This is a genomic window from Ornithinibacillus halotolerans, assembly GCF_014637405.1.
Taxonomy (GTDB): domain Bacteria; phylum Bacillota; class Bacilli; order Bacillales; family Amphibacillaceae; genus Ornithinibacillus; species Ornithinibacillus halotolerans.
Genome location: NZ_BMEY01000002.1, coordinates 194117 through 208116 on the forward strand (window position 1 = coordinate 194117; position 14000 = coordinate 208116).

At 37.5% G+C, this 14000-nt stretch carries 10 protein-coding genes; all 10 read left to right on the plus strand.

The genetic code is table 11. The features are described 5' to 3' along the window. Positions 1-44: 44 nt before the first annotated feature. Positions 45-932, plus strand: a complete 888-nt coding sequence (gene galU, locus IEV35_RS02795) for a UTP--glucose-1-phosphate uridylyltransferase GalU (protein WP_188383171.1) — start codon at positions 45-47, stop codon at positions 930-932. Positions 933-1233: 301 nt separating this feature from the next. Next, the gene (locus tag IEV35_RS02800; RefSeq protein ID WP_308419758.1) at positions 1234-2424 is read left to right on the plus strand and encodes a glycosyltransferase; all 1191 of its coding nucleotides are present in this window, start codon (positions 1234-1236) and stop codon (positions 2422-2424) included. Between the two features lie 4 nt (positions 2425-2428). Next, a complete protein-coding gene (locus tag IEV35_RS02805; protein ID WP_188383172.1) occupies positions 2429-3550 on the plus strand; it encodes a glycosyltransferase family protein in 1122 nt (373 codons plus the stop codon). A gap of 84 nt (positions 3551-3634) precedes the next feature. Further along, positions 3635-4423: a glycosyltransferase family 2 protein gene (locus IEV35_RS02810; protein ID WP_188383173.1), complete on the plus strand. Its 789-nt coding sequence runs from the start codon at positions 3635-3637 to the stop codon at positions 4421-4423. Positions 4424-4456: 33 nt separating this feature from the next. Beyond that, entirely contained in the window at positions 4457-5233 is a 777-nt protein-coding gene (locus IEV35_RS02815) for an ABC transporter permease (RefSeq protein WP_188383174.1), read from the plus strand. 50 nt (positions 5234-5283) lie between these two features. Next, on the plus strand, positions 5284-6834 hold the full coding sequence (locus tag IEV35_RS02820; RefSeq protein ID WP_188383261.1) for an ABC transporter ATP-binding protein: 1551 nt from the start codon (positions 5284-5286) through the stop codon (positions 6832-6834). Positions 6835-6866: 32 nt separating this feature from the next. Next, the gene (locus IEV35_RS02825; RefSeq protein ID WP_188383175.1) at positions 6867-8786 is read left to right on the plus strand and encodes a glycosyltransferase family 2 protein; all 1920 of its coding nucleotides are present in this window, start codon (positions 6867-6869) and stop codon (positions 8784-8786) included. Continuing rightward, a complete protein-coding gene (locus tag IEV35_RS02830; protein ID WP_188383176.1) occupies positions 8776-10932 on the plus strand; it encodes a glycosyltransferase family 2 protein in 2157 nt (718 codons plus the stop codon). The genes IEV35_RS02825 and IEV35_RS02830 overlap by 11 nt, the downstream gene beginning before the upstream one ends. After that, positions 10925-12313, plus strand: coding sequence for an ATP-grasp fold amidoligase family protein (locus IEV35_RS02835; protein ID WP_188383177.1), 1389 nt, complete (start codon positions 10925-10927; stop codon positions 12311-12313). Before IEV35_RS02830 ends, IEV35_RS02835 begins: the two co-directional genes overlap by 8 nt. A 50-nt stretch (positions 12314-12363) precedes the next feature. After that, a complete protein-coding gene (locus IEV35_RS02840; RefSeq protein ID WP_188383178.1) occupies positions 12364-13989 on the plus strand; it encodes an acylphosphatase in 1626 nt (541 codons plus the stop codon). The last annotated feature ends 11 nt before the right edge of the window (positions 13990-14000 follow it).

Below are 14000 nucleotides of genomic sequence, written 5' to 3' on the forward strand. Positions count from 1 at the left end.
GATAAACTATATATATAGAAACTATAGCAGAGGAGTGCACGGAAATGAAAGTAAAAAAAGCGATAATTCCTGCAGCTGGATTAGGGACACGCTTCCTACCCGCAACGAAAGCACAACCAAAAGAAATGCTCCCAATTGTCGATAAACCGACAATTCAATATATTGTCGAAGAAGCGGTTGCTTCTGGAATTGAAGATATCATTATTATTTCTGGTAGAGGAAAACGAGCCATTGAAGATCATTTTGATATTTCGTATGAACTAGAGGAAAAGCTCCTAGCTAAAGGAGACGAAGAGACTTTAGAAATGGTACGTTCCATATCCGATTTAGCAAACATCCACTACATTAGACAAAAAGAACCAAAAGGACTTGGTCATGCGATCTATTGTGCACATACCTTTGTAGGCAATGAACCTTTTGCTGTTTTATTAGGGGATGATATCGTCGAGTCTTCAGAACCTACATTAAGACAATTAATTAATGTATATGAACAACATCAAAGCTCTGTCATTGGTGTCCATGATGTACCACTTGAGGAAATCTCCAAGTATGGTGTCATCAAACCGTTAGAACGGGAAAATAATGATCAATCAAGAATTACCCCAGTGGAAACGTTAATTGAAAAACCAGCGAAAGAGGAAGCACCATCTAACCTTGCCATTATGGGTAGATATGTTCTCTCACCAGCAATCTTTCCGATTTTGGAAGATCTTCCACCAGGAAAAGATAATGAAATTCAGCTAACAGATGCATTAGTTAAACTAAACGAAATCGAACAAGTATTAGCATATAACTTCGAAGGAAAACGATACGACGTCGGAAACAAACTAGGCTTCGTCCAAGCAACCATCGACTTCGCCCTAAACCGCCCCGACCTCCACAACGAAGTAAAAAAATATATGCAATGGAAGTTAGAGAATTTAGATAAGTAAATAAATGTGTAGTTAAAGAGGTTAGGACAAAAATAAATTTCTATTAGACGAACTAGCGAACACTAGCCCCGGAAATATACGGAGACTCCTGCGGGAGGATAGGCTTAGGTGAGACCCCACAGTGCGCCAGCACGAGGAGGCTCACCAGCCGCCCGCGGAAAGCGCAGTATATTTCCGGGGCGGGGTTAAAGCACCCAAATTCAAAGTTTAGTTCTTACTAATTTAAAAATGTTTTTTGTACTAGTCTCTTTTCTTTTCCCTTACAATAATTTATAAAATTCCCACCCTATGGTATAATTCCATGAGTATTCGCTATTATAAGCGACAAGAAACAGAAAGGCTGTTACTAATGAAAAAGAAAAAAGTCTTATTTTTCATTTACCAAATGGGAGCTGGTGGCGCAGCAAGAACGATATTAAATATCGTAAACCATCTAGATAGGAAACAATTCGAACCAATTCTAGTAACATTAAATTATAATGGAAGCTATGAAAGCTATCTCCATGACGATATAAAATTTATTAAATTACATACGAAAAGACTAAGATCCGCCATTATTCCATTAGCAAAACTAATTCGGAAAGAAAAAATAGACCTAGTGTTTAGTACGATTCCGAATTACAATATCGTAGCCATACTAGCAAGACTCCTTTCCTTTTCAAAAGCGAAAAATATTGTAAGGGAAGCAGCTTTTTTAGGTGGAACAACTCGTTCGAATCTGAAATTGAGATTCGTCGGTTGGATATATAAGTTTTCGAGTAGGGTTATCTCTTTATCAAAAGGGGTAAAAGAAAATATTATTGCCCGATATCATGTACCTGAAGAAAAAATAACCGTAATCTATAATCCTGTCGATATCGGTGTTATCGAGAAAAACATCGAAAACGGGCAAATTCATGACGACCATAAACATATTTTTGATGGTCAATCGAAAGTTATTATTACGGCAGGACGACTTGTTAACGATAAAGATCATCAAACATTAATCGAAGCATTTGCAAACGTTCAACCAAAACTAAATACGAAATTAGTCATTTTAGGTGAAGGTGAATTAGAAGCACAGCTGAAAAAACAAGTACAAGCATTAAACATAGAAGACCATGTATACTTCTTAGGGTTTATGGAAAATCCATATGTCTATTTTGCCCATGCAGATTTATTCGTCCTTTCATCCTTAAAAGAAGGGTTTGGGCATGTGTTAGCGGAAGCATTGGCAACCGGTGTGCCAATTGTATCGACAGCGTGTAGACCAGGTGCCGTCGAAGTATTAAATGATGGAGAATACGGTAAGTTATGTGAAATTGGAAATGCTAATGATATGGCAGAAAAAATGTATGACGTACTATCACTCACTAATGACGAGAGATTTGCGATGATTAATAAAGGACTAAGTAGAGCTAATCAATTTGCAGCGAGTGAGATCGTGAAACAATACGAGGAAGTATTCCGTCAAACATTAATGATGGAAAAAGAGATAGTAGCTAGGAGCTGATAAGATGAGTACTCCTAAACGAGTAGTACACTTAACAACAGTACACCATCCATATGATCCAAGGATTTTTCATAAAGAATGTAAGTCCTTAGCGAATGCGGGATTTGATGTGACATTAATCGCTCAAGAAGCAGATGAGCCGAAAAATAACAGCAATGTGAACCATGTACCGGTTAAGAAATATAACAGTCGATTAAAACGGATGACACTTGGTGTTTGGGATGCCTATCAAAAGGCAAAGAAATTACAAGCCGATGTCTATCATTTTCATGATCCAGAACTTTTACCCGTTGGCTGGTTACTAAAAAAAAAGAACAATATCGTTATTTATGATATACACGAGGACTATATTACCAGCATTTTACAGAAGGATTACTTAAGTAAGCCTGTCAAAAAGATAATTGCTAAAACGTATAAACTGATAGAGGGTATATTTAGTCGAAGATTAGAATTATGTTTAGCGGAAAAATATTATAAGGATATTTATCCAAGCGGGAAATGTATCTTAAATTACCCAACGATAAATGAGAATATTATCCAACACCGTAGGGATCATTCTACCCCGGTGAATGAGTTTATATATACAGGAAATGTCACCCATGTAAGAGGAGCACTGATCCACGCGAAATTACCATTAATTGATGAAACTGTTTCAGTTCAGTTTGTTGGGAAATGCTCTAGTGCCATAGCGAACGAAATGTATGAAGTGGCCAAGGATAAAAAAGACAACCTTCTCATCGAAGGATTGGATCAATTTGTCCAAAAGGAAAGAATAGAAGAACAGTATGTGAGTAAAAACTGGCTAGCTGGAATCGCATTATTTCCACCGACAGAACATTATATGAAAAAAGAGCTAACGAAGTTTTTTGAATATATGAGTGCCGGCCTTCCAATTTTATGCTCTGATTTTCCAGTGTGGAAGGCGTTTATGGAAAAATATCAATGTGGTATCGCAGTGAACCCATATGATAATGACGAAATTAAAGAAGCGATTGATTATTTAAAAACCCATCCAGAAGAAGCGAGAAAGATGGGAGAAAACGGAAAAAAAGCCGTTCTTGAACATTTGAACTGGAATGTAGAAGAAAGAAAGCTCATTAATTGGTATAATGAGTTATTGGATTAGTATTTATTTTTTTTCTTAATGAATCTAAATATAATAAAGAAAGAGAAAAGACTATCATGTAGGTAATAGAAATGAGGGGAGAAAATGTCTACTAAACGTAACCCTTTAATCTCTGTCATAACACCTGCTTATAATGCAGAAAGATTTATCCAAGAAACAATCCAATCCGTACTGGACCAGACTTATTCCAACTGGGAAATGATTATTGTCGACGACTGTTCCACCGACCGAACGGTGGAATTGGCGAAAAGCTATTCCGAGAAGGATAACCGTATTAAAGTCATTCAATTGGAAGAAAATAGTGGTTCAGCTGTTGCGAGAAATGTGGCGATGGAAAATGCATCAGGAACATATATTGCTTTTTTAGATAGTGATGATTTATGGTTTCCGGACAAGCTAGAAAAGCAACTTCACTTTATGCAAGAGAAAGATATTGCTTTCTCGTTTACGAAATATGTCCGTATGGAAGAAGATGGTACCGTTAAGGATGCGATTTCAAGAGCTCCTGAATCAGTCGGTTACCATGACTTAATGAAACATTGTGTTATTGGTTGTTTAACGGTGATGATTGACCGCGAGAAAGTTGGCAACTTGAAGATGGTTAACATTCGAACGCGACAAGATTATGCGTATTGGTTAGCCATTACGAAAATGGGCTTTAGAGCATATGGATTACCAGAAGTCCTTGCAAAGTATCGTAGCGTGGAAAATTCCATATCGAGTAATAAAGTAAAAGCGGCCAAGCGTCAATGGTATGTCTACCGTCATGTGGAAAAACAACCATTACTGAAAAGTGTGTATTACTTCTTGCATTATGCAACGAAAGGAATTCGTAACTTACTTAAATTTAAACTTTCTAAAAGGACAAATTAGTGTAGTTAGTTAGAAGAAAGGTGTCAAATTCTAATGAAATCCTATTTAAAGGAATTACTAAGCAGAAAAGATTTATTGTTGTATTTAGTAAAGTCAGGGTTAAAAGCAGAGCATCGAAATAGTTATTTAGGATATTTTTGGTGGCTCTTAGACCCGTTATTAAACGTACTTGTTTATTATTTTGTTGTTGTAATTGTATTAGGTCGTGGTGGTCCCAATTATGCAACCTATTTAGTAATTGGTTTAGTCGTTTGGAGATGGATCAGTTCATCGATTAATTCATCCGCACGAGCGATATTAAAATACAGGTCCATCATTAACCAAGTATATTTACCGAAATCTATTTTCCCACTTGCTTTTACACTGACACAGCTCTTTAACTTTGCGTTTGGCTTAGTTGTAATTGGTGTGTTTTTAGCTGTTTCAGGTGTTGTACCGGGGTGGGAATTGGCGTATTTGCCGCTAATCGTATTTATTACGTTAATTTTCTTACTTGCAATTGGTTTAGTACTCGGGTATTTCACTGTATTTATCCGTGATATTGATAACTTATTAACGTATATTACACGTATATTCTTCTACGCATCACCGATTATTTGGATGGATAGGGACCTTCCAGAAGGATATCAATGGGCAGTGGATTATAATCCGATTGGGATGATTGTAGAATCATACCGAGACATCCTCATGAGGAATACGAGCCCGAATATGATGGAACTTGGAATCATCTTTCTCATCTCCATCGTTGTAGTCGTCTTTATGCTTTATTATTTCTATAAAAATGAACATAAGATAATCAAAGCACTATAGAAGGACAATCTTGAATAAAGAGGGTTTTTAATTTGGAAAAGAACATTTCCATGCAACAAAACAAGGAAACAATCGTAAAGGCTAAAAATATAGGCGTCTCCTTTGAAACAGGTAAAAGAGATGATATTAAATCGATGGTCTTTGGTGCGATAAAAAATAAAGACAAAAAAGAAAAGAAAAATAAAAAAGTGTGGTCACTGAAAGATATAAGCTTTGATGGGCATCAAGGAGAAATTCTTGGCATCATCGGTTCCAATGGCGCAGGTAAAACAACGCTAAGTAAGATCATTGCTGGTATTTTGAGAGAAGATAAAGGAACAATCCATGTTAATGGAAAAGTGACAGCATTATTCTCTTTCGGTATGGGCTTTAATAAAGAACTTACTGGTCGTGAGAATGTCTATTTAAATGGCATGATGCTTGGAATCGACCGAAAAGTGATTAACGAGTACATCGAAGATATTCATGAGTTCTCTGAAATTGGTGACTTTATTGATCAACCGATGAAATATTATTCTAGTGGGATGCGTGCAAGACTAGGGTTTAGTGTTGCTGCCCATTTAGAACCAGAAGTTCTCATTTTAGATGAAGCATTAAATACTGGGGATGCCCGTTTTAGTAGAAAAGCTGCTGAAAAAATGAAAGACCTCGTGACGAAAGCCAAAATGGTCATTATTGTTACACATGGCCTGCGTTATGCTGAGCGTAATTGTGACCGTCTCATGTGGTTAGAAAAAGGGAAAGTCCGTGAAATTGGTGATCCGAAAGAGATTGTAGCGAAATATCGCGCAACCGTACCACCAAGACCATTACGTAAAAATCGAAATCTCCAGTTAAGTAAAACGGAGACGAAAATAGAAGACAATGTCATTATTGAGGCGAACAATGTTGGTGTTTCCTATCAATTAAATACGGGCGAATTTTGGGCGCTGAAAGATGTTAGCTTTGAAGTGAAAGAAGGAGAAGTAATCGGGATCATTGGCCATAACGGTGCTGGGAAAAGTACGTTATGTAAAGTGTTAACGAATATACTTGCACCTGATTCTGGAACGTTACAAGTTAATGGAAAAACTTCAGCATTACTTGGCTATGGAACCGGATTTAACGCGCAACTTACAGGTGAAGATAATATTTATCTAAATGCGATGTTATTAGGAATCTCCAAGAAAAAGGTAGAAGAAAAATTCGATAAAATTGTCGAGTTCTCCGAAATTGGTGATGCCATTCATAAACCAGTGAAGAACTATTCAGCTGGCATGAAATCGAGACTTGGTTTCAGTATTGCTGCTATTTTACAGCCGGATATTTTCATTATCGATGAAGCTCTTTCGACTGGGGATATCGCCTTCCAACAAAAGGCGAGTGAACGAATTCAAGATATGATGGAACAGGCAAAAGCTGTAATCATCGTGTCTCATAGTATGGGCTTTATTGAGAAAGTATGTACGAGAGCAATCTGGATGGAAAAAGGTCAAATTCGTTTCGATGGTAGTGCAGAAGAAGCAGTTGCGAAATACCGAGAAGTAAACGGAGCGAAGCGGAAGATTCAGTTAAAAGAGAATCAAAAGAAGAATAAGAACAATACAGGTAATCAAGCATAAGGCAAGTTAATTAGGTGGTGGAGGAATTGGGAATGAAAAAGGTAATAACGGGCCCGATCGATTGGTTTATATTTAATATAATGAACGAAAAGCAACGGAAGCGATTAGGCGACATCTTTTCAGATGAACAAAAAGAAAAATTAAAGCAAATTATTTTAGGTAAGCAACAATTAGAAAGACAACGATTAAAACAAATTCGCCACCATCTATATAGTTTAGGTTTTACAGATAAAGGGTTAACAGAGCTTAATCAGTTCTACGAAAATACGAAATATCCTTATTTGAAAAAGCTAGCAGCATGGGAATTAGCGCTTTGGTATGCCAATGATTACTCGGAAGAAGGCGCGAAGAAAGCATTACAGTACATTGCAGTTGCGAAAGAGAAAGAAAAGAATCTGGATCAAACGAGAAGATATGCGATTGTCGAAGCGGAATGTTATGACATTTTAGGAGAAAAGGATAAAGGGAAAGACGTATTACAGCAAGTGATAGAGCAACAACGTCATCCAGATTTATTTTTAGGTATGGCTAATCTCCATGAGTCCATCGAAGAACGAGTGACATGGATCAATAAGGCGATGACAAGTTATAATCTTGCTCCAATCTATTTTGAGAATGGAAATGACAGTACGTATGATGACCTTCGAACCGAGTCCATCAAAAACGTAATTACAGATGGTCCGAAAGTTTCAGTTATTTTACCAGCATTTAAAGCAGGGGACGGTATTCGAATTGCGATTGAATCGATTCTTTCCCAAACATGGACAAATTTAGAATTAATTGTTGTCGATGATTGTAGTCCGGACAATACGGCCGATGTGATTAAGGAATACGTGGAGAAAGATCCGAGAGTTACGTTGTTATCGACACCGGTGAACAGTGGCCCATATGTCGCTCGAAATATCGGATTAAAGCATGCAACAGGAGATTTTGTTACGGTCAATGATTCCGATGACTGGTCCCATGCCGAAAAGATTGCGATTCAAGCACGTCATCTTATGCAACATGATTCCATCATCGCCAATACTTCCGAACATGCCAGACTGACGGAAGAAATTAAATTATACCGTCGAGGAACTCCAGGGAAGTATATATTCCCGAATATGTCCTCGTTAATGTTCCGCCGTGAGCCCGTTCTTGAAAAAATCGGTAACTGGGATAGTGTTCGCTTCGCAGCTGACGGTGAATTTAAACGAAGATTGATTAAAGTGTTCGGTAAGAATAAATATGTAGATTTACATTCTGGTCCATTGTCCTTACCAAGACAATCGGTTAATTCTTTAACTGGAAGTTCCGCTTTCGGGTATAATGGATTCTTTATGGGCGTACGGAAAGAATATGTGGAAAGTCTGTCATTCTACCATCAATCCGGGAACACTCTATATTATCCGTATCCAATGGAGAAACGACCATATCCAGTACCAGAACCAATGTGGCCGAAACGAGAAGATAAACCGATGGGAAGTAGACAGTTTGATATTGTCATAGCTACTGATTTTCGTAACGTCTCTCAAGATTTAGTAACGAAAATAAAAGCATTAGCTGAAAATGATTCTACAATTGGACTTGTACAGATGAATACATTTAATTTGAAACTATCGAATGAAAAAGTCGATATTCGAATTCGCGAGCTAATTGATGGGGAACAGATTCAAATGCTTGTTTTCGGGGAGAACATTATGGCGCAAGAACTCATTATCCCGCATAGTGCCGTATTACAAGATAAGCAGCGCTATGTTCCGAAAGTGACGGCAGATCGTATAAAAGTAATTATCGATGATGTAGAGAACGTGGAATTAGATACCTTTAAGAACCATGCTACAGACTACTTCTCAGGAAGACAAGAGTGGTTTGGCGCGGATGATGATATCGTAAATTATGTGAAGAAACAGTACCCTGAAGTTGATTTCCATCTAATAGATGAGGATTGGAAGATGCGGAATGAGCAGTGAAATAGATAAGCTAATGAAACAAAATGAAATACTTCAAGATACATTACGCCAACTCGATCAGACTTGGCGAGAAAAGAAATCCCTTAGGGAGGAAGTAAGCAAAAAGCGTACGATGTTGGAAACAGAACTTCACATCATTAAACATAGTACAGCTTATAAATTGATGAAAACTCCTCAGAAAATGAAGTCCTTTGCCAAAGAATCAGGGGCTTATGTTCTTGGTAGAAGAGATAAGCGTCAATTATATAGTAAAGCTTATCGCCAAAAGAAAGCATCGAATGCATTAAAAAATGAAAAATACCATCTATATACACTTGGGTTTATAGAGAAGAGCCTTCAAAATTTAGAAGAGATCTATCGACAAACAGAGAGTAGTTATTTGAAGCAAGCGGCCGCATGGGAGCTTGCTCTTTGGTATGCGAATAAATATACCGTAATGGATGCAGCAATTGCTTTACGTTATTTGAAGTCCATCGCAAACTTACGTGACAAAGATGGGCAAAGAAAGCTAACGATTCTGTTAGCGGAATGTTTAGAGCGATGCGGCGAACGATTCGAAGCTAAAGAAGTCATTCATAAACAGTTGGCAAACGAGAAACATCCAGATTTATATGCAGCATTAGCCAATACAGAAACAAACGATACGGAAAAGTTACAGTGGATTAATCACGTACTTTCCCATTATGGACTAGAAAGAGTTGGCTTACATAACAATGAGGAAACAGTTCCTTACAATAATTTATATACCATTTCTACTAAAGAAAAAATCATGGATGGTCCAAAAGTATCAATCATTATCCCAGCTTATAATGCAGCGGATGGAATTCATATTGCGATTGATTCAATGCTTACGCAAACATGGCAACAAGTAGAAGTCATTGTTGTTGACGATTGTAGTACAGATGATACAGTGAGAGTAGTAAAGGACATCATGAAGAAAGACCCAAGAGTGAAACTATTCTCAACGGGTAAAAATAGTGGTCCATATGTAGCTCGAAATATAGGATTAATGCAAGCAACGGGAGAATTTGTTACCGTCAATGATTCCGATGACTGGTCCCATGCAGAAAAAATAGAAATACAAGTGAAGCATTTAATAGAACATCCTTCTATCATAGCAAACACGTCCCAATTAGCTCGAATGACGGAAGATCTAACGTTCTACCGTCGAGGCAATCCAGGGGAATATGTATTTACGAACATGTCCTCGTTAATGTTTCGGAAAGAACCGATTCAAGAGCAACTCGGAGCGTGGGATAGTGTCCGTTTTGCAGCAGATAGTGAGTTTATCCAACGAATCATAAAAGTATTTGGTAAAAATAGTATCGTCAATCTATCAACTGGTCCATTATCGTTGGCGAGACAATCGGCTTCTTCGCTAACAGGTAGCTCGGTCTTCGGTTATAATGGCTTTTTAATGGGGATTCGAAAGGAATACCGTGATAGTTATCGTTATTATCATCAGCATGCATCATCACTTTACTATGATTTCCCGATGAAGAAACGTCCCTATCCGGTGCCAGAACCATTACGTTTAGAAAGAGAAAGCCGTCCAAGACAATTTGATGTCGTAATCGCTGCCGATTTCCGTTCAACAGGGCAACTGATCGAGTCTATTATCGAGGAAATTCAAGTTCATCAAGAACGTGGTCTTCGAACTGGGCTTATCCAAATGAACGAATATAACCGTACAGGGCCGAAAGACATCCATAACAAAATAAGAGAATGTATCAATGGGGATGATGTTCAATTTCTTGTTTACGGGGAAGAAATTCATTGTACCGTCTTATTAGTGAAAGACCCGACTGCTTTATCCGAAAAACAGAAATATATACCGAATGTGAAGGCTGATACGATTAAAGTCGTCATATATACCGATCCAATTCAACATAATAAGAAAACATATTCTTTACGAAAATGTTCTCAACACCTCGTTTCCTACTTTGATAACTTAGGCAGATGGTATCCTTACAGTCAAAAGGTGAGGGATAACTTGAAGAGACAAGCAAACAATGAACTTAAATATGTGAAGTTAACGAAAGAAAATTGGCAAGGTAAGTCGTATGACGAACGGTTAAATGACTGGCTAGTGGAGGACAATCCGTTTAATTTAGGAAAAGAAAAAGGGGACGGTTTCGTTGAGTAAACATGAACAACATCCAAGCATAAAAGAAAACACATCTGATGTTCAAAAACTAGAGCAGGAAAATGAACAATTGCTTCAGTCGATCATTCAAAAAGAGGCCTTGATTGAAAAAGAGACGAACGAAATGAAAAGAGATAAAAAGAAGATAAACCAAATCACAAACAGTAATACATATAAAATCTTTAAACCACTAGCTAAGACGAATCAGAAGGACAAAAGAATTGCGGAATTAGAAGAAAAGTTAACATTAGCACAGAATGAATTATATGAAACGAAGGAACAACTACAGGAGCTAATGCTTCATGACCGGAAGCTAAATAGTTTTAACATGAAAGATAGATTAAAGGAAATGAAAGCAGACGGCGACCTCCTACCATATATCGACAAAATCGTTGAACATAAAAAACAGCATGAAGCAAACTATAATAATGCATTAACCTATTCGGCAAGATTATTCATGAAAGAAAAAGAAACGTATCGTGATTATGTTTATCAAAAAGTTTTATCTGCTTTAAAAAATGAAGACATCCCAGAATTCATCGTACGAGAAGGAGTAAGGGAAGAACCGTTACAATTAAGACAAGTTTCCTCATTTAGAGGAAGTTTAAATACTCGAATGAGAAAAATGCAATTGAACGGTAATCTCCCAGAATGGAAACTGGATGATAAACGAGTTGCCTATTCGTTTCTAAATGAATTAGAAGTTCCGGTACCGTGGTTCTCTGAAGAAGTTTACACGACAAGTACCGTACCAAAGAAAGACGGAATCGTTATTAAACCGACTGATGGAGCAGGTTCTCGAGGAGTGTATCTCGTCTATTCGACGACCGATATATTTGATATTAAACGTTCGAAAACTCTTAAAAGTTGGGATGAATTAATCGAATCCATGAACCAAGATTTACACTCAGGATGGGTCGATAAGGATGAATGGTTCGTAGAGGAATTATTACTCGAGAATCGGGAAGAAAAAGTTCCTGCCCGTGATATAAAATTCTATTGCTTTTATGGTAAGGTTGGTCTTATATTGGAGATATCTCGCTATCCAGAATTGAAGTACTGCTGGTGGACAGCATCAGGTGAGCGAGTGGATACTGGTAAGTATAATAATGACTTATTTAAAGGGAAGGGATGTACAGAGGAGGAAATTAAGCTAGCTGAAACAATTAGTTTAACGATTCCTGCTCCATTTATTAGAATTGACTTCCTCCGTTCAAATAATGGTCTAGTCTTTGGTGAATTCACACCAAAACCAGGAAATTATGATGAATTTGATGAAGCCACTGATAAGTGGTTAGGAGATTATTTCTTGGAAGCAGAGGGGCGATTAGTTCAAGACTTATTAGATGGCAAGAAATTTAATCTTTTTGAGAAATTATAAATGGAAAATATAATGATGGTTTCATAAGGGAATTTTAGGAGGATATCTTGATGGAAGAAGACAAACAGTGGCTACCACACCTATCGAGTAAATTTGTTTCAGATGCACATGGTCATCTTTTAGATGCATATGCAGTTGCACTAGAAGGTTGGAGACGGGGATTAAAGCTAAGATGGCATGTGAAGGATTCGGAGAAATTTAAAGAAATGACGACTTGGTTTGTCGATAAACCGGGTCAACTATTTTCACTTAGCTCTGCCGATAAAACCCATTATTTCTTTAGAACTAGAGGAGATCTAGTAACTAATGAAGCAGTGGCAATTGGTAGAGATAAAGAAAAAACAAAAGAAGTATTGTCCAAGGCTGGGATCCCAATCCCAGAGGGGAAACAATTCACAGAAGATGTAGCAGATGAAGAGATTATTAATTATGCGAATGCTTTAGGCTATCCAGTTGTCGTAAAACCAACAGACGGGAGCTTCGGTAGAGGGGTCATTGCGAATATTACGAGTTCCGGTGAATTAGCATTCTCGCTTGAATATGTGCGCTCTGATTTAGGATTTAAAGATGTCATCGTCGAGCGATTTGTTTCCGGTGACGATTACCGAATTTATGTAGTGGATGATGCAGTAGTTGGTGCCATTAAACGTATTCCAGCAAACATAACTGGGGATGGAATGAATTCGATAAAAGCATTGATCGAATTGAAAAATGAGGAACGTAGTCTGAATCCTCGTTTGGTTAGTTGTCCAATTGAAATTAACCAAGAGTTAGCTGACTTTATTGGAAGAAAAGGCTATACCGTAGATACGGTCTTAGAACAAGGGGAGCAATTAATTCTTAGCTCGAAAAGTAATATCTCCTTAGGTGGGGACCCAGTCGACGTATTGGATGAACTGCCAGAACAAGTGAAAACAAATGCGGTAAATGCGATTAAAGCAGTTCCAGGTCTAATCCATGCTGCTGTTGATATTATGTACGATGAGAATGATTCGAGTAATCCAGCAGGTGTGGTGTTAGAAATTAACCCAACAGCACAATTAGGTGGAATCCTTTATCCGGTAAAAGGGGAATCGAGGGATGTACCTGCAGCTATTATTGATTATTACTTCCCAGAAACAAAAGATATTATCGAAAATAAAGGGAAAGTTTATTTTGATTTGCATGATGTGTTAGATCCATTAAATTCAAGACAAGCATTCATTACTACTGTAACACCACCTCCAAAAGGAAAAATAATAGCGAAGAAATATATCGTCTCTGGTGAAGTTCAAGATATTGGTTATCATCGTGGTCTTCGTAAGCAAGCATTTGAACGATACTTGCACGGATTCGTAAGTAATCTGGAAGATGGAGATATTGAAGTGGTTGTAGCTGGAACAGATGAAGAGATGGTCAATGATTTTAGAAATGCGTTATTAGAAGACCCTGAACGGTCTCATGTATTGGACATCCAAGAAGAAGTTTATGATGAACCGATTAAAGTAGGCTTTGATATTAAAGCAGATTTAAAAACGCAATTAGAGGAAATGAAGATAATCTTACAGGAAATGGAAGTAACGGAACTAGCACTGAAGAAGGCGGAAGTTCAAAACCGTAAATTTGAACAAAGCTTATCTTGGAGAATTTCCAAACCAATTCGTGTAGCAGGAGCTTTATTAAAGAAAATTAGATAATTTAACGGTGT

Excerpts from the sequence above, each read along its gene's own strand:
- galU (WP_188383171.1), top strand. The coding sequence starts at position 45 with ATGAAAGTAAAAAAAGCGATAATTCCTGCAGCTGGATTAGGGACACGC.
- IEV35_RS02800 (WP_308419758.1), top strand. The coding sequence starts at position 1,234 with ATGAGTATTCGCTATTATAAGCGACAAGAAACAGAAAGGCTGTTACTA.
- IEV35_RS02805 (WP_188383172.1), top strand. The coding sequence starts at position 2,429 with ATGAGTACTCCTAAACGAGTAGTACACTTAACAACAGTACACCATCCA.
- IEV35_RS02810 (WP_188383173.1), top strand. The coding sequence starts at position 3,635 with ATGTCTACTAAACGTAACCCTTTAATCTCTGTCATAACACCTGCTTAT.
- IEV35_RS02815 (WP_188383174.1), top strand. The coding sequence starts at position 4,457 with ATGAAATCCTATTTAAAGGAATTACTAAGCAGAAAAGATTTATTGTTG.
- IEV35_RS02820 (WP_188383261.1), top strand. The coding sequence starts at position 5,284 with ATGCAACAAAACAAGGAAACAATCGTAAAGGCTAAAAATATAGGCGTC.
- IEV35_RS02825 (WP_188383175.1), top strand. The coding sequence starts at position 6,867 with ATGAAAAAGGTAATAACGGGCCCGATCGATTGGTTTATATTTAATATA.
- IEV35_RS02830 (WP_188383176.1), top strand. The coding sequence starts at position 8,776 with ATGAGCAGTGAAATAGATAAGCTAATGAAACAAAATGAAATACTTCAA.
- IEV35_RS02840 (WP_188383178.1), top strand. The coding sequence starts at position 12,364 with ATGGAAGAAGACAAACAGTGGCTACCACACCTATCGAGTAAATTTGTT.